This window comes from Bartonella massiliensis, assembly GCF_902150025.1.
GTDB lineage: Bacteria > Pseudomonadota > Alphaproteobacteria > Rhizobiales > Rhizobiaceae > Bartonella > Bartonella massiliensis.
Genome location: NZ_CABFVS010000004.1, coordinates 77,495 through 97,802 on the forward strand (window position 1 = coordinate 77,495; position 20,308 = coordinate 97,802).

Consider the following 20,308-nt stretch of genomic DNA (forward strand, 5'->3'; position numbering starts at 1 on the left):
GCCTTGAAAACCCGAAACCTACGCATGAATTTATCCCACTTTGTGGGTATCCCGGAATTCCGGGAGTTTTTGCTATGTCCAGGTGCATCTCTATGCACTAAAAGCAAAAAAGGCTGATTAGGTTTCAGTATTTTCAAGCTCCCGGAATACTTATGCGAGGGCGCTCGCAACCGGAGGGGGCAAAATGCAATCCCAAAATCTTAATATCGATTTTTGTGTGGGCAAAAGAATTCGCTTGAGACGAAAAATGCTCAAAATGTCGCAAACAACTTTAGGAAATGCTTTAGGAATAAGCTTTCAACAAATTCAAAAATATGAAAACGGCTTAAATCGCGTAAGTGCGGGGCGTTTAATGAAAATTGCTGATATTTTGAAGGTTCCGATTGCCTTTTTTTATGCAGATATCATCACAAAACAGCCGCCTTCATATCATCACGATGATGTCATCTCCAGCACAGAAGAATATCTGCTCCTTAAAAGATTTAGAACGCTCACCGCAATAAAACAAAAAGCCATTTTACAACTCATCATGGATGAGAATGCAAACTAACATCATGCGATAGCGCACACCACATTCTCCATAACGCAACGCGTCCTATAGAGCCTATAGACCTCTCTTCTCCTCAACATTCCACTCTCTTCAATAAGCATTCATGGATATTTGGGAAAAGAACAGTCTTCGTTGTAAGCGCTTTATGACTTATACCCCCCGCCTCTTATTAAAAAGCTGTTTTTTATTGCCAATCTTCTGAAATTACTTTATGAGTTAAAGGGTGTTTTGGTCGCATACGCAACGACCAATAGGGATTCAAAAACCCGAAAACTCGTACATTAATTTGTCCCACTGATGTGGGTATCCCGGAATTCCGGGAGTTTTTGCCATGTCCAGGTGCGCTCTAGCACTAAAAGCAAAAAAGCTGATTCGAGTTCAGTATTTTTGACTCCCGGAATACCAATGCGAGGGCGCTCGCAACCGGAGGGGGCAAAATGCAATCCCAAAATCTTAATATCGATTTTTGTGTGGGCAAAAGAATTCGCTTGAGACGAAAAATGCTCAAAATGTCGCAAACAACTTTAGGAAATGCTTTAGGAATAAGCTTTCAACAAATCCAAAAATATGAAAACGGCTTAAATCGCGTAAGTGCGGGGCGTTTAATGCAAATTTCTGATATCCTCAATGTTCCGATTTCCTTTTTTTATACAGATGTTATCACAAAACAACCACCTCCATATCATCACGATGATGTCATCTCCAGCACAGAAGAATACCTGCTGCTTCAAAGATTTAGAACGCTCACCGCAATAAAACAAAGAGCTATTTTGCAACTCATCATGGATGAAAATGCAAGCTAACATCATGCGATAGCATACAGTACACTCTCTATAATGTGGTACGCACTCATAGAGCTTACATGCTCTTCTCCTCAACATTCCACTCTTTTTTCAATAAGTATTCATGGGTATTGGAGAAAATAGAACGCTATTGGTTTGCACATTCACGGGCTTTTTTAAAGAAACATTTTCCAACGCCCGTCATACCCATTTTGCGACGGCGGTTTGTGAAGGGTATAACGATAAAGCCTCATCAATTATAAATGTCAATTATACATTATGAATATTGAACACTGCCATCTTTACGCTTGATCAGAAGAAAGCCGACATCATCACACACTTGTGCCAGCCTTTGAGTGTTGTGGACCAATCCTTGGGCTTATCAGACGATTCATGAAAAGCTATTTTTAGTTCTTTTTTATACAGTTTCATTCCACACATCCATCCCTCTGGTGATGTGCAAGAAAGTGATTTTGATTGATTCAATATGAGAGAGATTTGAAATGAAGGAATTTTACAGTATTTGGGTCTCTCATTCAATATAGAAACAGTAATTTAATATTATAAATCAATGTATTGTTAATGATAAACAGCAATATTTTTATAAAAAAATTATCATGAATCTCTCATGAAGGAGAAATATCAGAATTGAGGCACTCTGTCTTTAATTATGCGTGAGATTATTCATTTTGATAAAAACATTTTTGTGGGGAGAATGTAACGCGATGCTAAGCTAGTTTTCTATGGATTATTAAATTTTGTGCAAAGAGCTCTTTTTATAGCAGAACGTTGATTAGGATAACACATTGTTTATTATGTTGAACGACAGTATAAGATTTTTCCTTTCAAATTTATTTATATTGCATCAATCAACACTATGTTGCGCTTGTGATAAGTGAAGAAAGTTTGCGTACATAAAACACTTTGAGAAAAGACAATGCCTTTTCATGAATTGTCTCAAATTAATGGCTATAGAGGCAACATTGGGGGAAATGTATAACGGTGCGTGTATAATGGTGCTGGATTGCAGAAGAAAAGCTGATCAATAGGCAGAGACCGCTTTTTTATGTAAAAAAGAGCCTGTAACGCACGCAGTTTGTTTCTTTTTAAGGGGGGAGGTTTCCTTTGTTGTAACACAATAGAGTTATGGTTTTTGAGAGCTGATAATATTTTTTTAAAAAAGCGCATCAATCACGAGAGTAGTCTGATTAAATACAAAATGTTTTAAATTTACTTGTGTATAAAGCTAAATTTTATATTATTTATTTCTCACAGAGCATTTAGTAGTTTAAAGATTAGTATGACACATATTGATACAATAAAGAGGGATCAATGAGAGAACTCTAAAAGTAGTCATGAGCACATTAAAGAGGGCAATAATGAGTGATACTATCTTTGTCATAGGGGGAATATTCATATTAGGAATTATACTCTACTACATTTGGAAGGCAATGAAGAAAGGTTGCCATGCAGGATTTGAAGATACGGCGCTATTTGTCATAATTGTGGGTGGGCTTTGGTACTTTGGAGCTTCAACGAATATTTTGTTGAGTGTGGTAATTATAGCCTATTTGGTAGAGAGTATTATGCTCGTTGTGGTAAAGAATCATAATAAACGCTTAAATGAAAGACTTAAAGAAATTGAGAAAGTAAACGATTAAGAGTACAGTAATATAAATTATTGTACAGTGAGAGCAAAGGCTTTTTGAAAAAACGCAAAAAATATCACAAGAATGGATTAAACAATGGGATGCAGGAGTAAGGCAATGGGAAAGGAGTATACTGGAGATAAAAAATCTTGGGCACATTTCTGAATCTAAAGGACAGTGGTCTGTAATGGTAGAAGATATTTGTATGCAAGGATATGGGAAGGCATGTTTTTTTGTATGAGAAGGCGCTGAAAGTAAAATATACTGTTGAGCACATTGAAAGAATAAATGATGAAGTAAACTACTTAATGAGGTTGAAGAATTTTAAGAAAGTTTATTTAAAGACAGTGCGATTGATGAGAGAGAATGGTATCTCTCTGCAAAAGTTTGTAAACCCTCTTACGAAAAAAACGCGCTATAAACCTACGTGCTATCGCTTTATTGGTGTTTATATGTGGTTGATGATATGATTAAAGCTGAAGATGAACAACAACAAAAAGACAAAGCTTTAGGACGTTATAAAAATATAGTCTCTCCGGAAATTCACTTTGAAGGCCTCCCTAAATATACAGAATATGAAATGCTAAGCAAGGTACTAGAAGGATTTGGTTGTCGACCTAGTGAGTGGACAAGATAATGCATTTGTAAAAAGGGGCTGTTATCATTCTTGTATGATGTTTCCAGTGCTTATAAAGTGGCAGGAAAGACTTTCATTTACTATAAGATGCTTATTGAGACGGTGAAAGAAGGCGCTATTGCCTTTAATGAAGATTGTCGTTATTCCACGGTTGAAAGGGTAATGAAAGTTTGTAGAAAGAGAGATAAGCAAAAGAAAAAAGACTTTAGTATTTCCGAAGAGATGCCAACATTTGAAGAAGCTTACAAATTAGGTGTTAAAGAGTGGATGCGAGCTGTCAAATGAGAAATGTGATAACCGGGTGATCTTTTGGAAGGAGCTCATAGGAATAGGGAATTCACGAGAAAAATTAGAAATCATCTTTGGTGAGGAGCAGCTAAAGAAACTGGAAGAGGCTATTAAAAAGGATCGAGAACAGGTTAAGAGAAAAATGCAGGAAGCGATTTTTGAGAACAAGAATTTTTGTTACTACAAATCTCGGGAGCATTTCATAGACCATCTAAGATAATGGTTAAATGAAGGGGGGAATGCTGTATAACTCAATGAATCTGCTGAAAGCTCTGTCACTATGTAGGGGTGATCTTTTAAGAGGGAGAGGGGAGTTTTTTGCCTTGGCTGTGGTTGGTGCTTTTGAGAGCGTTTTGTTGTGATGATGCTTTTTGTTTCGTTTTCTAGTGTGTTTGTGAGCGAATTGAGGAAAACAACAGCGTTAATAATATTGGCTAAGCTGTCATTGCCTCTTTGAGGGGGAGGTGAGGGCCTTGATGATTGGTGATGATGTTTTATCATCATTTTCTTTTGTATCTGGAAAGAAAGTTGAAAAGCCTTCCTTTACATTGTTTTTTCAGATTCTATAAGATTTTAAGGAGGGGGCATGTTTTAAGGAGTCTTTTAAAAACGGGCTTTTAAAAAGATTATAAGGTTTAAATGCCTTTTTTGAGGGTTCTTTCTAGTTTCAGGCGGATATGTTTGTTGCCGGCGAGGATATTTTTTTTACGGAATATGTCATCACCGCCTTCTTTATCGGTGACAAAATTGGTAGTTTCGTGAACTATTTGTATGTTGGTTGTTCTATTCCAAATTTACAGGCTGTCTTCCCAAAACCATTGGTTTGGCTAGGGGCAATATAGGCTCAATCAAAAGCAGCAGTGTTAGAATGGAGAAGGTTTGTGGCTTTTCTCATCACATTGCCAATTTTATAAGATAGGCTGTGTGATGAGGGATATTTAGATAAGGGCGGGGCTCTGTATTGCTTTTTTAAAGACGCTCTTGAGGGGTAAATGTGAGGTTTAAATGCCTTTTTTGAGGGTTCTTTCTAGTTTCAGGCGGATGTGTTCGTTGCCGGCGAGGATATTTTTTTTGCGGAATATATCATCACCACCTTCTTTATCGGTGACAAAACCACCGGCTTCACGAACCATCAATATTCCAGCAGCCATATCCCAAATTTGCAAATTGTCTTCCCAATAGCCATCGGTTCGACCAGCGGCAACATAGGCTAAATCAAGGGCTGCTGAGCCAAAACGGCGAAGTCCAGCAACTTCCATCATTACATTACGCAGTTCAATAAGATAAGTTCCATGACCTGGACGCCCAAAATGCGGCATGCCTGTGGCAATGACACAATCTTCTAGTCTGCGTCGTGCAGAAACGCGACAGCGCCGGTCGTTGAAAAAAGCACCACTGCCGCGTTCTGCAGTAAAGAGTTCATCACTCACGGGATTGTAAATGACACCTGCAACGATTTTACCTTGGCTTTCTAAAGCAATCGAAACAGCAAAAAAAGGAATGCCATGGAGAAAATTTGTGGTGCCATCTAAAGGGTCAACAATAAAACGATGTTGTGAATCCTCTCCAACGATTTCTTCAGATTCTTCCATCAGAAAACCAAATTTGGGGCGTGCTTTGCTTAGTTCAGTGAAAATAATTTTTTCTGCTTTACGATCGGCTTGGCTGACGTAATCGGCTGGCCCTTTCAAAGACACTTGCAAATTTTGTACTTCACCGTAATCACGCACCAGCGAGCGTCCTGCTTTCATGGCAGCTTGCACCATGACATTCATGACTGCAGAATGGGCCATCTTTTTATTCCTTTATTTATCTTTTTCATTTGCACGACGCAAATAAATCAACTCGTTGGTGTCGACAATGATACGTTCACCGGCATTCATAAAAGGGGGGACAAGAATGCGAATACCGTTTTCAAGCATGGCGGGTTTATAAGAGGCGGTCACTGTTTGTCCTTTAAGAGCTGGATCGGCTTCCACAATCGTGACAGCAACTTGATCAGGAAGTGAGATGCCAATAGGCTTTTCTTGATAAAGTTCAACGGTAACAGTCATCCCATCTTGCAAGAAAGCAGCACGTTCACCAACAAAATCTTTTTGAAGTTCAAGTTGTTCATACGACTCTGAATCCATAAAGACCAAAGCATCTCCTTGTTGATAAAGAAAGGTGAAATCCTTTTGTTCAAGGCGTACGCGCTCTACCGTTTCTGCGGCGCGAAAGCGTTCATTAAGTTTTGTCCCATCAATGAGATTTTTCAGTTCAACTTGATTAAATGCTCCACCTTTTCCAGGCTTTACAGCATTACATTTCACTGCAACCCACAAACTTCCTTGATGTTCAATCACATTACCAGGACGAATTTCATTGCCATTAATTTTCATCGTTTCTATCCAATTCTATTTTTGCAAAAAGAGCTCTCTTGTTGCTTTTATGGCGCTTTTCTTTGCTGCCTTAACAATGAACTCTTTATATTGTTTTTGGGTTCAAATTCCCTTGTTAGTCTTGCTGCGCTTTCATGGTCTCTTTGTGTGCTTTTCATCTGTTTTGCCATGGATTGGTTCAAGGCGTTTTCTCATAAATTTTTTCATGAGCTTTGCAGAAAAAAGCTTAAGTACAAACAAGGACCTTGATGTATTCTTGTTCTTCAGTTCTTTGCAAGACCATAAAAAGTGCCAAGACGCAAGCTTTTTAAAAATTTGCACAAAACTTTTTGCGACTTTGGGGGAATTTTTTAGGGATTTTGGGGAAATTTATTCCGTTGTGTCGTAAAATATTATCAAGGCTGATGATAAAAGTTCTGTAAAACCATGAGGCGTTTTTTGATGAAAATCTGTGGTGAATATGAGAGGGGGGGAGCATTCCAGATCAGGTGCTTTTTGCCTGCTTTAGCCAACAGAGTGCATGGCGCCGTTAGAGTATGGCGTTGTTATTGTGCGGTCCTTTCATGCTTTGAAGCATCCTTTTGTTTATTCTTTTGATAAAGACTTTCTGAAAGAAATTTGTACTAAGCAAAGTTTAAGTTTGTTCAGTGCGTTTTAAAAAACAGGAAGGAGCTTTATTGCTTCTTTGCGCGCTTTTTCTCGTTGTTTGTTGTCCATACCTTGGAGCATTATTTCAAGATCAGGTGCTTGCATTTTTGCCTCCTTTGCAAGCATATACCATGCTGCTGCCATGATCGTATCGCCTTTTGTTCCGATACCGTCTCTATAAAGTCTTGCAAGAGAAATTTGTGCGGGGGCGATCATGTTGGTGGCATTGTGAAGCAGCAAATGAAAAGCACGATCAAAATCTTTTTCTCCTCCACGGCCTTGTATAAGCCATTGGGCTAAATGAAGTTGAGCTTTTAAGTGGTTGTTTTGAGCAGCGACTTCCATGAGTCTGCGGGCATTACGATCATCTTTTGGTCGATTTAAAGTGCCTAAGGAAAGAATTTTTGCAGCCGCAAAAGCAGCCTCAGCATCTCCAAGAGCAGCCCCTTTTAAGAGCCATTTTAAGGCCTGTTCAATGGCTTCATTTTCACGGCTTTGAGAAGAGACGCCAGGGAGATTTTGTTTTTCTTGTGAGGCTTTATAAAGAAGCAGTTGTCCATAATAAAAATAGGCTTCCTTAACGCCTGCGTTGACAGCTTTTCGAATAAACTGTGCACCAAGTTCCTGGTTTTGTTTTACAAAATGACCATCAAATAACATAAGTCCATAGCGAAGCTGGGCTTGGGGTTCTCCTTGTTTTGCGGCGCGTTCAAACCATAAAGCAGCCCGCGCACCGTCAACAGGAACAGCGCATCCTTCCATATAAATTCGGGCAAGAAGCGTTTGGGCAAAAGGATCGTTTTTTTCAGCACGCCGGAGGGCTTCTCGAAAAGCTTTTAAATAATAGCCTTGAATGTAATAGTCATAGGCTTGGTCATAGTCTCCAGCTTTTAAGGGCTGAAAAGGTTCTTCTGGGGGTGAAGATTTTTGAATCGTATTGAAAGAGCGTTCAAAATTTGAGAGTTCTTCAGTGTTGCCAGCAGAATTTACAACAGAATTTGTCAATCCCATCATGGCTACCATCAGCACTTTAACGCTTTTCTTGATCATCAATGTCTCCTCCTCGCTAACAATCGGGATTTTCACATTTTTCTTTTATGATATCAAGTATGAGAAAAAGAATTATCTTGCGTCAAAATATTTCTCTTCAAGGCTATAAATTTATATGCGGTTTTCTCTTTCGCATCAAAAGTTTTAAAAGATTGCAAAATTATTCTCTGCTTGAACAACAGTCGGGACTTTTATAATTTCTGTCTCCACCCATGTTTATGGCAATATTTTGCTCACTGAAGATTGCGGCGGTCAGCATGGGGCTTTTTTATCAGCTTTGTTACCATGACTTAATTAAGGTTTAAGAGAATGCATATTAAGAGGATGCATAGCCTATTTTTGCGTCAAAACACGGGTTGTTTAGGGCAGTAATACAAGCATCGTAAACTGACAAATTCAGCTATATTGAAGTGTTTTGAGTGTGTGTGGTTGTCTTTAAGGAAACACTTGTTCCTAGAACTGATGCAAGTGAACCGCATGAGCGGTCAAGCAGTGGAAACGAGCTCCAAAAGACATTAAACTTTTTACAGACTGGAAATTTTTTATAGATTACCAATTTGTAGGAACCTTTTTCCTTTTCATGTATATTTAATGCATTGATTTATAATGATAAACTATCTTTTTTAGTTTGAATCATAACTCTGAATATCGTAAGATTTTCTCATCACAATCCCTCTTATATTGAATCAATTCATATCACTTGCTTGCACGTCAAAGGCGGGGCTGGTGTGTGGGTAAAAATTGCTAAAGAAAGGGCTAAAAATGGTTTTTCATGAGCCCTCTTACAAGCCCAAGGGCTGGTCCGCAACACGCAAAGGCTGGCAAATATAATGATGGTGCCGGCTTGTGACGGCATGTTAATAATGGAGAGAGTGAGAGCGTATAGGGCTCTATATCATGATGTTGAGTTTCATTTTGATTCAATGAAGAGAGCGGAATATTGATGAAAAGAGCGTGTAGGCTTTATGAGTACGTATCGCTTTATTTTATGAAAGAGCATGTGGTTTGATGCAATGAAAAGCGTCCATATTGAAGAGGGGAATGTCCTTAAAATATGTATAACTTCTGATGAATAAAGCCTGTCGTATTCACGTGATATTAAAGGCTTTCATTGGGTTCAGAGAGTAATTGTAAAATTGCTTTGCGTTTTATCGCAGTGAGCGTTCTAAATCTTTTAAGCAGCAGGTATTCTTCAGTATCCGAGATGATTTCATCGTGATGGTAGGGAGGCTGTTGTTTTTTGATGATATCTGCATAAAAAAAGGCAATCGGAACATGCAAAATATCAGCAATTTCCATTAACCGCCCTGCACTTACACGATTTAAGCCGTTTTCATATTTCTGGATTTGTTGAAAGCTTATTCCTAAAGCATTTCCTAAAGTTGTTTGCGACATTTTGAGCATTTTTCGTCTCAAGCGAATTTTTTTGCCAACACAAAGATCAATATTAAGATTTTGGGATTGCATTTTGCCCCCTCCGGTTGCGAGCGCCCTCGCATGAAGTATTCCGGGAGCTTGAAAATACTGAACTCAAATCAGCCTTTTTGCTTTTAGTGCTGGTAAGCACCTGGACATAGCAAAAACTCCCGGAATTCCGGGATACCCGCAGAGCGGGACAAATTCATGTTTGAGTTTTCGGGTTTTCAAGGCCCTATTGGTCGTTGCGTATGCGACCAAAACACCTTTTAATGTGTAAAGTAATTTCAGAAGATTGGCAATAAAAAATAGCTTTTTGAATGAGAGGTGATGTGTTTTGCATGAAGGCAATAAAATAACCACATTGAGGGAGGCTTTGAACAACGCGTGGTACGCCTTATAGTGCGTATCGCGTTATGGAGAGCGTGGTGTGTGCTATCGCATGATGTTAGCTTGCATGTTCATCAGAGATGAGCTGTAAAAAGGCTTTCTTTTTTACAGTGGTGAGCGTTCTAAATCTTTTGAGCAGCAGGTATTCTTCAGTATCCGAGATGATTTCATCGTGATGGTAGGGAGGCTGTTGTTTTTTGATGATATCTGCATAAAAAAAGGAAATCGGAACCTTCAAAATATCAGCAATTTCCATTAACCGCCCTGCACTTACACGATTTAAGCCGTTTTCATATTTCTGGATTTGTTGAAAGCTTATTCCTAAAGCATTTCCTAAAGTTGTTTGCGACATTTTGAGCATTTTTCGTCTCAAGCGAATTTTTTTGCCAACACAAAGATCAATATTAAGATTTTGGGATTGCATTTTGCCCCCTCCGGTTGCGAGCGCCCTCGCATGAAGTATTCCGGGAGTCTAAAATACTGAAACCTAATCAGCCTTTTTGCTTTTAGTGCTGGTAAGCACCTGGACATAGCAAAAACTCCCGGAATTCCGGGATACCCACAAAGTAGGGTAGATTCACGCGTAGGTTTCAGGGTTTTAGAGCCCTCTTGGTCGTTGCGTATGCGACCAAAACACCTTTTAATGTGTAAAGTAATTTCAGAAGATTGGCAATAAAAAATAGCTTTTTGAATGAGAGGTGATGTGTTTTGCATGAAGGCAATCAAATAACCACATTGAGGGAGGCTTTGAACAACGCGTGGTGTGCCTTATAGTGCGTATCGCGTTATGGAGAGCGTGGTGTGTGCTATCGCATGATGTTAGCTTGCATGTTCATCAGAGATGAGCTGTAAAAAGGCTTTCTTTTTTACAGTGGTGAGCGTTCTAAATCTTTTGAGCAGTAGGTATTCTTCACTGTTGGAGATGATTTCATCGTGATGATAGGGGGGCTGTTGTTTTGTGATGATATCTGCATAAAAAAAGGAAATCGGAACAGTCAAAATATCAGAAATTTCCATTAAACGCCCCGCACTTACATGATTTAAGCCATTTTCATATTTTTAGATTTGTTGAAAGCTTATTCCTAAAGCATGCCCTAAAGTTGTTTGCGACATTTTGAGCATTTTTCGTCTCAAGCGAATTTTTTTGCCGACCAAAAGATCAATATTAAGATTTTGGGATTGCATTTTTCCCCCTCCGGTTGCGAGCGCCCTCGCATGAAGTATTCCGGGAGTTAAAAACACTGACCTCGAATCAGCATTTTGCTTTTAGTGCGTAAAACGCACCTGGACATAGCAAAATCTCCCGGAATTCCGGGATACCCGCAAAGCGGGGTAAATTTACGCGTCAAGTCTTCGGGTTTTTAGAGCCCTATTGGTCGTTGCGTATGCGACCAAATATCCTTTCACTCATAAAGTAATTTCAGAAGATTGGCAAATAAAAATAGTTTTTTGACTTATAAAATTTGTTTTTTGAATGAGAGGTTATTCTTACCTCTCAACCTCTCTGGGACGAGTCACAAAATCACGACATTAGACCCCGTGTTTGTTGAGAGAACGAATAAGCTTTTTTAAGATCAAAAAAACTTTGGACGCTTAAAAGTTAAACATTTTCAATTCGCTAATATTGACAACATAACCAATAGTTATTACCTTTAATACCAAGGAATAGAAAGGACATACTGCTATGAAAACTACCCTTTCTCCGCTCATTTCAGAGTTCGAAACCGTTGAACAGGAAAGCAGCTACACGGCGTGGTTGCGCGATAAGGTCGCGATAAGTCTTGCAAATCCATCTCCTCCTATTCCGCACGATGAGGTGATGGCTGAAATGGACGTTATCATAGATCAATGTGAAGCTGAACAGAAACAGTGATGCTTCCGGTTGTTTGGTTGTCTTCGGCTCGTGATGATTTGCGTCAGATTTTAACTTACATTGCTTGCGAGAATCCCTTCGCTGCACGCTGAATGAAAAGGTTATTGGAAGAATCTGTACTACCATTGGCTGAACATCCATATCTGTACAGACAGAGTGAGAAGGTGCTCGGATTGCGAGAAATTATAGCACATCCAAATTACCTTATATTGTATCGAGTTGTTGCAAATCAGATCGAAATTGTCGCTGTCGTACATGCCCGACGTGAAGTTCCTACTTCTCTTTAATTGCCTATTTCTCTTTAATTGAATGAGAGGCTATTCTCGCTTCTCAACTTCTCTGGAACGATGACCAAAGTCATGATATCAACCCCGTGTTTGTGGAGAGGGTTAAAAAGCAGAAAAAAGTAGGGTTATTTTGCGGATGGGATAGTGCTTGCTTAAAGTAAATTACGAGTGAATAAAGTATACTTTCAAAATTAAAGATGAGTGTTGTTTAAATTTATAATGCATCAATTGCATCTGCATCTAAAGAGAAGCCAGCTTTTTTTAACCGCTTCATAAGTTTGGGAAATGTTTCTTTTATGTCTTCTTTAAAAGAAAGGTAGTGAACTCCATTAACATCTGAAGGTATTTCAACACCTTCTTTGTATAAAATAGCAATTTTATCAAGAGGAAGCGCGATGATTAACATGCCCGTTTCCAAAACAGCGTTTTGTCGTGCACGATCTTTGGCCTTTGTTTCACCGTCAGTCTTCGCATAACCCACGTCATCAGGTGTTAGCAGTACAATACCAAACCCTATAGAACTATTACAAATTTCTTGTTTCAAAGTTTCAATGATGGGTAAACCATTACCACTCGTATTTTGTAGAATGTATGGATCGAGCCTAAGTTTGAGAAGAGCATTTTCAAGCTTTGTTAAGGAGACATGATCATGACCATGAACGATAAAAATTTTTTTATTTGATGTATTGGAAGCAATCTTTGGAGTTAAATCTTCTTTTAACTTTCTTGCAGCGGATGCTTTACCTTGAAAGTTGAGTGTTCCTGTACTTTCATACCAATTAATAATTCCTCCACAGTAGGTTTTGATCTGATATCTTCCAGAAGAATTATGTAAGAGAGGTTTAGCTTTTAGAATGTAATACCCAGCATTGCAAACTATCTTTTGAAGATCTTCAAACGTTCCTCTGTATTTATATTCCATTTTTATATCCCCTTTATATTTTTATCATCAGTTGTTTGTATTCACTATTGGTATGAGAAAATGATGATTATCCCCCAATCGTAATGGTTTTTTTATAAGCATTGAATTAGAAAGCTTTTATGATCCTTCTTTCTATATATTATGTCAAAAAAATTCGCTAGCTTTTTCAGCTCGTTTGATTGGAATTATGAAGCAATTTTATTGAGTTTTAAGGTACGCAAAACGTATTTTTATTCTCTTTATCTGTTACCGTGTGTTCACCATAGGTAATATAGTGGTCGCTGTAGTGTTGTTTTTAACGCTTTCTTTATAAATTCTTCCCGTATTAAAAGGGGGGCGCTTTTGCGTTGTTTTAAGCAGAGGCAAGGGGATGTCGTTGGCAAAGATGATATCTTTAACGGCAATGAATTCACAAGCGGTCTCTTCATCAAAACTTGCGCAATCGTTTGCTGTTTAAAAAAGGGTAGGGCGATTCTTTTTAGTCTATAGGGTTGTGGTTACAAGACGTGAGTGGGGTGTCCATGTGGTTTTGGGCGTATGTGTTATCCTAGAGGTTTTTTCCTTTACAAGAGTCAATTAAAAAAGGAGGCGCTTTACAAGGGGGCGTTTTTACATTTTTCTTGGCAAAGTTGAAGCAGAACCAAGGGGGTGTCATGGGTAAAGATGACTTCTTCTATGGCAATGAATTCACATCCAGTTTTTAAGGCTTCATCAAAGGTTGCAAAGTCACTTCCTGCTTGAATAATGGCGGGGGTTTCCATAATCTCTGCCCACCATGTTGCTAACTGAAGATTGCGGGGGTGCGGTTGGGGTTTTTTATCAGCCCCTAATTTGCCAAAGAGAAGATAATCAACCCCTGTTTCTGCAGCAAGCATAGCACTATGGCGATTGCGTAAATTGCCAAAGCCGATGATTTTTTGTTCCTTTTGCTGATTTTTAAAGCTTTCAAGGCTGTTTAGATCATCTTCTATGTGCAAACCATCAGCTTTTATGCGTCCGGCAATGCGGCTGTCACCAGCAATAAGAAGAGCGGCACCATTGTTTTGAATATCTTCTGCGTAAGTTTGAGCTTGTCGTTGTAAAAAAGAACCATCATCTTTTTGCTTTTCAGAATCATAGAGAATGACACAGGCAAAAGATTTTGTTTGCAAAATCGGACGCAAAAAGCTGTGCGGAGTGTTGCGTCGAACATCAAGTGTTAAAACCAATTGAGGAAAAAGAGGGGGGGAAATCGGTTTGTTTTTTTGTTGTGGCATGTCAAGTTCCTGTTTCTTAAAAAAATAACATTTAAAAATTAAAATTTCATCTTATCTTGTTTGCGATGAGGGGCACCATCATTGTATCTAACTTTTTGCGGTGCGTGGAAATCTATTTATGAGTAAATCCATTTAATTGAGCAATGAGAGTTTTTTTGAGTATAAGATGTCGCCTTTTGCTGTGCTCGATGCAGGGTTATTGTTCGTTCTTTTTCCTTAAAAAAAATGATGCTTATAAAGAAACTTGACTCTGCAAAATTAAAGTTTAACTTTGCATTGTTTTTTTTGCAATGAGGGGCACCACCGTTTTTATGTAACTTAAAAGCTTTAGGGTGTGTGGGAGTCCGCTGATGAAATACCAAGATGTTATTGAGCATAATACGCAACATTTTCGTCGTGATACACGTATTGATGTTTTTCGCTCTCTAGCCTTATTGACGATTTTTATCAATCATATTCCCGGAACGCTCTATGAGCATATAACCCATAGAAACTTCGGTTTTTCTGATTCTGCAGAAGTTTTTGTTTTGCTTTCAGGTGTTTCGCTGGGGTTAAGCTTTCAGGGGCGGTTACAGCACAAGCCTTTTGTTTTTATTATCCGAAAACTTTGGCAGAGGGCTTTGCAACTTTATGGGGCCTATCTTTTTACAACCTTTGTTACGTTAAGCTTGTTTTTAAGCGCCTTTTTCTTATGGCGAACAGAAAAGTTGTTAGCAATGAACAATGTGGGGCTTTTTGTCACACAGCCGCTTACGGCATTTTTGCATAGTTTTAGCTTGGGGCATCAATTAGGCTATAATAATATTTTGCCACTTTATATGGTTTTGATGTTTTTTGCACCTTTTATCCTCTATTGGAGTTGTAAACAGACAAAGTGTCTGCTTTTAGGCTCGTTTATGCTTTATCTTATTTGCGGGTTTTATAAAATTGCTCCCCCTTCTTATCCTATAAAGGGGAAGTGGTTTTTAAACCCTTTGTCTTGGCAATTCTTATTTGTCATAGGCTTGACCAGCACTTTAGCGCTTAAACAAGGAAAAACAATCGCTTTTCAGTCTTTTTGGATGGTTTGTGCGGCAGGATACCTCTTGTTGGCGTTGTTATGGGTTCGCTTAAACTGGTGGGGCGTTTTGGGGTGGTTGGGTTGGTCTTCTCCGTTGATCAACTTTAATAAAACCTTTTTAAGCTTACCACGTTTGCTCCATGTTCTTGCATTGGCTTTTCTCATTGTATGCTTGCCGCGTGTCAATAAATGGTTTTATGTTTCAGAACAACATCCTTTAGCAATCTTAGGAAAACACAGTTTACCGGTCTTCGTAACGGGAACTATTTTTGCGATGTTTGGACAAATTGTAAAAACAGTGATGACAGGAACGTTTTTTTCCGATAGCCTCTTAATCATAACAGGTATTGTTTTGCAATTTGGAGTCGCCTATTATTGTGAAAGACGTCGATCGTTGCAGGGCACGTTTTCAAGGAAACTGATCCGTTTATAAGAAAACGGTTTCAGGGTGGTTATTGGGCTGCGTTAACCTTAGTATAAAAAGTGCGTTGCGCAAAAAAATTAAAAGAGGTAGTCAATTAAAAAAAGCATTCTATACAGCAACAAAAGAAACTTTTTAGGACTCTGTTCGTTGAGTGGGGGAGTATTGAGTGGTGTGGTTTTTGTGCTGATACTTGGAGTATAAAAGCGTGAGCGTACATAAATGTCCCTATGATGAACCTATTATCATGATTGAGCATAATGCTTTTGAAAATGCTTTTAATCGTCTTTATGAAGAGACAATGGCACTGATTGAAAAAACAGCAGCCTATATCGATTCAGAAGGGAAAGTTGTGGCACGTTCCCTTTCAGCAGAAATTTCTGCAATCTATGCAAAAGAGGCGATGTATTTAAGTACACGACTTATGCAAATTGCCTCTCAACTTCTTCTCCTTCGAGCAGAGCGTGAAGGGGAAATGTCACCGGAACAAATAAAAAAAGAAATCGTAAAAGTTTCTCTTCATACGCCGACATTGGAACTTGAAACCCCGCATTGGAACGAGCTACCAGAAGATTTCCGCCAATTTGTTGCTCATTCACTGCGTTTAGAGGCACGTATAAAGACTATGTGTGCGGGGTGGGAAGCTGTGGCTTCTCATACTTTGGAAGATGAAAATCCCGTGGGAAAACAAATCGAATTGCTGAAAACAGCTTTTAGGCGTTCTTAGAAGATATTTCCTTGTTTTTTGTCTATTGGCTTCGTTTGAGAAGCACGTATAAAGACTATGTGTGCGGGGTGGGAAGCTGCTGCTTCTCGTACTTTGGAAGATGAAAATCCCGTGGGAAAACAGATCGAATTACTGAAAACAGCTTTTAGGTGTTTTGAGAGGATATTTCCTTGGGCTTTTGTCTATTTGCTTCATTTGAGAGGCATACATATTTTTCGTTTAGGATATGTGGCTGTTGTTTATGCGTTTTGATGCTGTTATTTATGTGCTTTGATAAAGAAGAGGCGGCTTTTTTGGGGGAAGGGTGAGATATCTTCTTGGCTTTTTGTGCAAAGGGGAAATGTCACCGGAACAAATAAAAAAAGAAATCGTAAAAGTTTCTCTTCATACGCCGACATTGGAACTTGAAACCCCGCATTGGAACGAGCTACCAGAAGATTTCTGCCATTTTTTGCCTATTCACGCTCGTTTGAGAGGCACGTATAAAGGCTATGTGTGCGGGGTGGGAAGCTGCTGCTTCTCGTACTTTGGACGATGAAAATCCCATGGGAAAACAGATCGAATTTGCTGAAAACAGCTTTTAATCGTCTTTATGAAGAGACAATGGCTCTGATTGAAAAAACAGTAGCCTGTATCGATTCAGAAAGGAAAGTTGTGGCACGTTCCTTTTCGGCAGAAATTTCTGTAATCTATGCAAAAGAGGCAATGTATTTAAGTACACGGCTTATGCAAATTGCTTCTCAACTTCTTCTCCTTCGGGCAGAGCGTGAAGGGGAAATGTCACCGGAACAAATAAAAAAAGAAATCGTAAAAGTTTCTCTTCATATGCCGACATTGGAACTTGAAACCCCGCATTGGAATGAGTTGCCAGAAGATTTCCTCCATTTTTTGCCTATTCACGCTCGTTTGAGAGGTACGTATAAAATCTATGTGTGCGGGGTGGAAAGCTGCGGCTTCTCATACTTTGGAAGATGAAAATCCCGTGGGAAATATATACCCTCCATAGAGAAGCATCTTTAATACTTATGAATGTATGGATTCTATCGTTGTTTACTGGTGATGGTTTAAGCGTTATGACATTAAAGATGAGAGAGAAGGGGAACTTTATGCGTTTCTTTTGTTTATCTTGTAAGATGTGAATGACTTTGTTTGATTGCATTTGTGTCTCATAAAGTATGTTCTATAAAGCCACTGTTTGTTCGTGTGTTATACTGTATAAATTCATGACGCACGATCGTCTATTTTACTGGTTTTATGTTTTGCTGCTGTTTTCTTTGTGGGCGAGCCTTTATTCAAAAGGGGGAAATGTGTATAAACTGGCGTTTATGGCAGAGACGATTCGTATTATAGGCATTGATCCCGGATTACGCTATACTGGATGGGGCGTTATCGATCTTGTGGGTAATCGTCTTCAGTTTGTTGCCGCAGGGACGGTTTCTTCTGATGTACAGTGTGATCTGGCTTCTAGACTCTGTCAGATCCATAAAGGTCTTTCAGAAGTTGTACATCGATTTATGCCCCATGAAGCTGCAGTGGAACATGTGTTTGTTAACAAAGATGCGACAGCAACTTTAAAACTTGGGCAAGCGCGTGCGATTGCACTACTGGTTCCTGCGCAAGCCGATCTTCCTGTTTTTGAATATGCGCCCAACAAAGTGAAAAAATCGGTTATTGGTGTTGGTCATGGAGCTAAAGAACAAATACATATGATGGTAAAAGTCTTACTTCCACGGGCTGAATTTGATAGCAATGATGCGGCTGATGCTCTTGCTCTTGCGCTTTGTCATAGCATGCATCGTAAGAGTATTAACCAATCTTATCAGGCAAGGGTGGCGATGTGATTGGGTTGGCAACATGATGGGTAAATTAAAGAATGCCTTCATATCGTTGAAGATCATAGCCTTCTGGATGTTGACGGTGTGGGGTATGGTGTTGTGTCACATTGGTTGTATACAATATGAGAGGAATGACTGGTCTTATCAGGCAAGGGTAGTGATATGATTGGGCTGGCAACATGATAGGTAAATTAAAGAATGCTTCCATATCGTTGAAGATCATAGCCTTCTGGATGTTGACGGTGTGGGTTATATTGTTGTGTCACATTTGTTGTATACAATGTGAGAGAATGGGCTGGTCTTGTTAGGTAAGGATGGTGGTATGATCGGGGCGGCAACATGATTGGCAAATTAAAGGGCACGCTTGAACATATCTTTGAGGATCATATCGTTTTAGATGTTCATGGTGTGGGGTATGTTGTTTTTATCTCAAATCGGTTGCGTCCTTCTTTACCTGCTGTTGGGGAGGCGTTAAGTCTCTTTATTGAAACGCATGTTCGGGAAGAGGCAATCCGTCTTTTTGGTTTTGCGACAAGAGCTGAACAGGAGTGGTTTTGTATGCTCCAAAATGTTCCAGGGGTAGGGGCAAAGGTTGCTTTGGCAATCTTGGGGACTTTAGCGCCAGATGAACTTGCACAAGCCATTGCCTTAAACGATGTGGCGATGATTAGTCGAGCACCGGGCGTTGGTAAAAAAGTCAGTGAAAGAATTGTGGGTGAATTGAAAAGTAAAACACTTCCCTTTGAACAGGCGGTCAAGACTGTTTCGGTTTCTCAGAAAGAGAGGACCAATCAACCTGCGCATGATGCACTTTCCGCGTTGATGACGCTAGGCTTTGAACGGGAGCAAGCCGCGAGGGCTCTTGCTCTTGCGATGAACGCTCTTGAGGGGGAAACTGTTTCTTCTGCTCTGCTTATTCGTCATAGTCTCAAATTGCTTTCTTCTCCTACTTGAGTAAAAGGTCACAATGCATAAAGATGAAGATCAACGCCTTTTAGGGGCTGCTTCCCTTCCCAACGATCCAGATCGTTCCTTAAGACCACAAGTTCTCGATGACTTTATTGGGCAAGAGGCGGCGCGGGCTAATTTAAAAATATTTATTGAAGCCGCGAAAACGCGGCAAGAAGCGCTGGATCACGTTTTGTTTGTAGGACCACCGGGACTGGGAAAAACAACGCTTTCACAGATTATGGCAAAAGAATTAGGCGTTAATTTTCGCTCTACTTCAGGACCGGTTATTGCTAAAGCAGGCGATTTAGCTGCTCTCTTGACCAATCTTGAAGAACGCGATGTCTTGTTTATTGATGAAATTCATCGCTTAAATCCAGCGATTGAGGAAATTCTTTATCCAGCTATGGAAGATTATCAACTCGATTTGATTATTGGGGAGGGACCGGCGGCACGCTCTGTTAAAATTGATCTGGCTAAATTTACTTTGGTGGCAGCAACCACACGGTTGGGGCTTTTGACTACACCGCTGAGAGACCGTTTTGGTATCCCCATTCGTCTTAATTTTTATACGATAGAAGAATTAGAATATATTGTGCAGCGCAATGCACGGCTGTTTGCTGTTAAGATCAGTGATGATGGCGCCCATGAAATTGCACGTCGAGCACGGGGGACTCCGCGCATTGCTGGACGGCTTTTACGGCGCGTGTGTGATTTTGCTTTGGTAAAACAGGCAAAACAAATTGACCGAAAAATTGCTGATGAAGCGCTTTCGCGCCTTGAGGTTGATCATCTTGGGCTTGATCCACTGGACCGGCGTTATTTGCTCTTGATTGCTGAGACTTTTTTAGGGGGACCGGTGGGTATTGAAACGATAGCTGCTGCTTTATCAGAGCCCCGTGATGCTATTGAAGATATCGTTGAGCCATATCTTCTCCAACAAGGCTTTATTCAAAGAACGGCGCGTGGGCGTATTCTCACGGAAAAGGCGTGGAGCCATTTAGGACTTGTCGCGCCTACTACAACTTCTATACAAAAGCGTGCTCAACTTTCTGATGTTCAAGATAATGCATCACTTCAGACGTCTTTATGGGATGGGGAAGAGGACTAAGGCATCTTTTAAAAGAAATTGTATAAATATTTTATAGCAAGGTCATAAAATACAAGAGGCATTTTTCTTTTCTATTT

Annotated in this window: 20 protein-coding genes and 2 pseudogenes; 14 read left to right on the forward strand and 8 right to left on the reverse strand. The window is 39.6% G+C overall.

What is annotated here, in order from left to right; genetic code table 11:
• Nucleotides 1-184: 184 nt before the first annotated feature.
• From FNZ60_RS01620 to FNZ60_RS09980, 5 genes are all read left to right on the forward strand, one after another.
• Nucleotides 185-550, forward strand: a complete 366-nt coding sequence (locus FNZ60_RS01620) for a helix-turn-helix domain-containing protein (protein WP_142416009.1) — start codon at nucleotides 185-187, stop codon at nucleotides 548-550.
• A gap of 437 nt (nucleotides 551-987) precedes the next feature.
• On the forward strand, nucleotides 988-1,353 hold the full coding sequence (locus FNZ60_RS01625; protein ID WP_142416010.1) for a helix-turn-helix domain-containing protein: 366 nt from the start codon (nucleotides 988-990) through the stop codon (nucleotides 1,351-1,353).
• A gap of 1,358 nt (nucleotides 1,354-2,711) precedes the next feature.
• Nucleotides 2,712-2,993, forward strand: a complete 282-nt coding sequence (locus FNZ60_RS09970; RefSeq protein ID WP_246054691.1) for a hypothetical protein — start codon at nucleotides 2,712-2,714, stop codon at nucleotides 2,991-2,993.
• A 442-nt stretch (nucleotides 2,994-3,435) separates the two neighbouring features.
• Entirely contained in the window at nucleotides 3,436-3,618 is a 183-nt protein-coding gene (locus FNZ60_RS09975; protein ID WP_246054692.1) for a hypothetical protein, read from the forward strand.
• Nucleotides 3,619-3,648: 30 nt separating this feature from the next.
• Nucleotides 3,649-3,903, forward strand: coding sequence for a hypothetical protein (locus FNZ60_RS09980; RefSeq protein WP_246054693.1), 255 nt, complete (start codon nucleotides 3,649-3,651; stop codon nucleotides 3,901-3,903).
• 1,004 nt (nucleotides 3,904-4,907) lie between these two features.
• Here FNZ60_RS09980 and FNZ60_RS01635 read toward each other — a convergent pair.
• The 6 genes and pseudogenes from FNZ60_RS01635 to FNZ60_RS01660 form a co-directional block, all read right to left on the reverse strand.
• Nucleotides 4,908-5,699, reverse strand: a complete 792-nt coding sequence (locus FNZ60_RS01635; protein WP_142416011.1) for an inositol monophosphatase family protein — start codon at nucleotides 5,697-5,699, stop codon at nucleotides 4,908-4,910.
• 12 nt (nucleotides 5,700-5,711) lie between these two features.
• Nucleotides 5,712-6,287 carry an elongation factor P gene (gene efp, locus FNZ60_RS01640; RefSeq protein WP_142416012.1) on the reverse strand — a complete coding sequence of 192 codons (576 nt, stop codon included), beginning with the start codon at nucleotides 6,285-6,287 and terminating at the stop codon, nucleotides 5,712-5,714.
• Nucleotides 6,288-6,941: 654 nt separating this feature from the next.
• Nucleotides 6,942-7,985 (reverse strand): tetratricopeptide repeat protein, encoded by a 1,044-nt coding sequence (locus FNZ60_RS01645; RefSeq protein WP_142416013.1) that lies wholly within the window; start codon nucleotides 7,983-7,985, stop codon nucleotides 6,942-6,944.
• A gap of 1,098 nt (nucleotides 7,986-9,083) precedes the next feature.
• On the reverse strand, nucleotides 9,084-9,452 hold the full coding sequence (locus FNZ60_RS01650; RefSeq protein WP_142416014.1) for a helix-turn-helix domain-containing protein: 369 nt from the start codon (nucleotides 9,450-9,452) through the stop codon (nucleotides 9,084-9,086).
• Between the two features lie 397 nt (nucleotides 9,453-9,849).
• On the reverse strand, nucleotides 9,850-10,215 hold the full coding sequence (locus FNZ60_RS01655) for a helix-turn-helix domain-containing protein (RefSeq protein ID WP_142416015.1): 366 nt from the start codon (nucleotides 10,213-10,215) through the stop codon (nucleotides 9,850-9,852).
• Nucleotides 10,216-10,610: 395 nt separating this feature from the next.
• A pseudogene (locus FNZ60_RS01660) lies at nucleotides 10,611-10,976 on the reverse strand (helix-turn-helix domain-containing protein).
• A 499-nt stretch (nucleotides 10,977-11,475) separates the two neighbouring features.
• Between FNZ60_RS01660 and relB the strand changes: the two are divergent.
• A complete protein-coding gene (gene relB, locus FNZ60_RS01665) occupies nucleotides 11,476-11,664 on the forward strand; it encodes a type II toxin-antitoxin system RelB family antitoxin (RefSeq protein WP_142416016.1) in 189 nt (62 codons plus the stop codon).
• 92 nt (nucleotides 11,665-11,756) lie between these two features.
• Nucleotides 11,757-11,951 (forward strand): type II toxin-antitoxin system RelE/ParE family toxin, encoded by a 195-nt coding sequence (locus FNZ60_RS09875; RefSeq protein ID WP_246054694.1) that lies wholly within the window; start codon nucleotides 11,757-11,759, stop codon nucleotides 11,949-11,951.
• 214 nt (nucleotides 11,952-12,165) lie between these two features.
• On the opposite strand, the gene FNZ60_RS01675 is transcribed toward FNZ60_RS09875, so the two are convergent.
• Both FNZ60_RS01675 and FNZ60_RS01685 read right to left on the reverse strand, forming a co-directional pair.
• Entirely contained in the window at nucleotides 12,166-12,873 is a 708-nt protein-coding gene (locus tag FNZ60_RS01675) for a TIR domain-containing protein (RefSeq protein WP_142416017.1), read from the reverse strand.
• 593 nt (nucleotides 12,874-13,466) lie between these two features.
• Nucleotides 13,467-14,129, reverse strand: a complete 663-nt coding sequence (locus tag FNZ60_RS01685; protein ID WP_142416018.1) for a thiamine phosphate synthase — start codon at nucleotides 14,127-14,129, stop codon at nucleotides 13,467-13,469.
• A 350-nt stretch (nucleotides 14,130-14,479) separates the two neighbouring features.
• Here FNZ60_RS01685 and FNZ60_RS01690 point away from each other — a divergent pair, with 350 nt between their 5' ends.
• From FNZ60_RS01690 to ruvB, 7 genes and pseudogenes are all read left to right on the forward strand, one after another.
• Nucleotides 14,480-15,622, forward strand: a complete 1,143-nt coding sequence (locus FNZ60_RS01690) for an OpgC family protein (protein WP_142416019.1) — start codon at nucleotides 14,480-14,482, stop codon at nucleotides 15,620-15,622.
• Nucleotides 15,623-15,818: 196 nt separating this feature from the next.
• Nucleotides 15,819-16,337, forward strand: a complete 519-nt coding sequence (locus tag FNZ60_RS01695) for a DUF1465 family protein (RefSeq protein WP_142416020.1) — start codon at nucleotides 15,819-15,821, stop codon at nucleotides 16,335-16,337.
• A gap of 57 nt (nucleotides 16,338-16,394) precedes the next feature.
• Complete coding sequence (locus FNZ60_RS09985) at nucleotides 16,395-16,589, forward strand: hypothetical protein (RefSeq protein WP_246054695.1); 195 nt, start codon at nucleotides 16,395-16,397, stop codon at nucleotides 16,587-16,589.
• Nucleotides 16,590-16,871: 282 nt separating this feature from the next.
• Nucleotides 16,872-17,343: pseudogene (locus tag FNZ60_RS01710) on the forward strand (DUF1465 family protein).
• 319 nt (nucleotides 17,344-17,662) lie between these two features.
• Nucleotides 17,663-18,178, forward strand: coding sequence for a crossover junction endodeoxyribonuclease RuvC (ruvC, locus tag FNZ60_RS01715; protein ID WP_142416067.1), 516 nt, complete (start codon nucleotides 17,663-17,665; stop codon nucleotides 18,176-18,178).
• A gap of 333 nt (nucleotides 18,179-18,511) precedes the next feature.
• Nucleotides 18,512-19,126, forward strand: coding sequence for a Holliday junction branch migration protein RuvA (gene ruvA / locus FNZ60_RS01720; RefSeq protein WP_142416021.1), 615 nt, complete (start codon nucleotides 18,512-18,514; stop codon nucleotides 19,124-19,126).
• Between the two features lie 13 nt (nucleotides 19,127-19,139).
• Nucleotides 19,140-20,231 carry a Holliday junction branch migration DNA helicase RuvB gene (gene ruvB / locus FNZ60_RS01725; RefSeq protein WP_142416022.1) on the forward strand — a complete coding sequence of 364 codons (1,092 nt, stop codon included), beginning with the start codon at nucleotides 19,140-19,142 and terminating at the stop codon, nucleotides 20,229-20,231.
• Nucleotides 20,232-20,308 lie beyond the last annotated feature (77 nt).

Bases quoted from the DNA above. Each gene is read 5' to 3' on its own strand.
- FNZ60_RS01620 (WP_142416009.1), top strand. From the start codon at position 185: ATGCAATCCCAAAATCTTAATATCGATTTTTGTGTGGGCAAAAGAATT.
- FNZ60_RS01625 (WP_142416010.1), top strand. From the start codon at position 988: ATGCAATCCCAAAATCTTAATATCGATTTTTGTGTGGGCAAAAGAATT.
- FNZ60_RS09970 (WP_246054691.1), top strand. From the start codon at position 2,712: ATGAGTGATACTATCTTTGTCATAGGGGGAATATTCATATTAGGAATT.
- FNZ60_RS01635 (WP_142416011.1), bottom strand. From the start codon at position 5,699: ATGGCCCATTCTGCAGTCATGAATGTCATGGTGCAAGCTGCCATGAAA.
- efp (WP_142416012.1), bottom strand. From the start codon at position 6,287: ATGAAAATTAATGGCAATGAAATTCGTCCTGGTAATGTGATTGAACAT.
- FNZ60_RS01645 (WP_142416013.1), bottom strand. From the start codon at position 7,985: ATGATCAAGAAAAGCGTTAAAGTGCTGATGGTAGCCATGATGGGATTG.
- FNZ60_RS01650 (WP_142416014.1), bottom strand. From the start codon at position 9,452: ATGCAATCCCAAAATCTTAATATTGATCTTTGTGTTGGCAAAAAAATT.
- FNZ60_RS01655 (WP_142416015.1), bottom strand. From the start codon at position 10,215: ATGCAATCCCAAAATCTTAATATTGATCTTTGTGTTGGCAAAAAAATT.
- relB (WP_142416016.1), top strand. From the start codon at position 11,476: ATGAAAACTACCCTTTCTCCGCTCATTTCAGAGTTCGAAACCGTTGAA.
- FNZ60_RS09875 (WP_246054694.1), top strand. From the start codon at position 11,757: ATGAAAAGGTTATTGGAAGAATCTGTACTACCATTGGCTGAACATCCA.
- FNZ60_RS01675 (WP_142416017.1), bottom strand. From the start codon at position 12,873: ATGGAATATAAATACAGAGGAACGTTTGAAGATCTTCAAAAGATAGTT.
- FNZ60_RS01685 (WP_142416018.1), bottom strand. From the start codon at position 14,129: ATGCCACAACAAAAAAACAAACCGATTTCCCCCCCTCTTTTTCCTCAA.
- FNZ60_RS01690 (WP_142416019.1), top strand. From the start codon at position 14,480: ATGAAATACCAAGATGTTATTGAGCATAATACGCAACATTTTCGTCGT.
- FNZ60_RS09985 (WP_246054695.1), top strand. From the start codon at position 16,395: ATGTGTGCGGGGTGGGAAGCTGCTGCTTCTCGTACTTTGGAAGATGAA.
- ruvC (WP_142416067.1), top strand. From the start codon at position 17,663: ATGGCAGAGACGATTCGTATTATAGGCATTGATCCCGGATTACGCTAT.
- ruvA (WP_142416021.1), top strand. From the start codon at position 18,512: ATGATTGGCAAATTAAAGGGCACGCTTGAACATATCTTTGAGGATCAT.
- ruvB (WP_142416022.1), top strand. From the start codon at position 19,140: ATGCATAAAGATGAAGATCAACGCCTTTTAGGGGCTGCTTCCCTTCCC.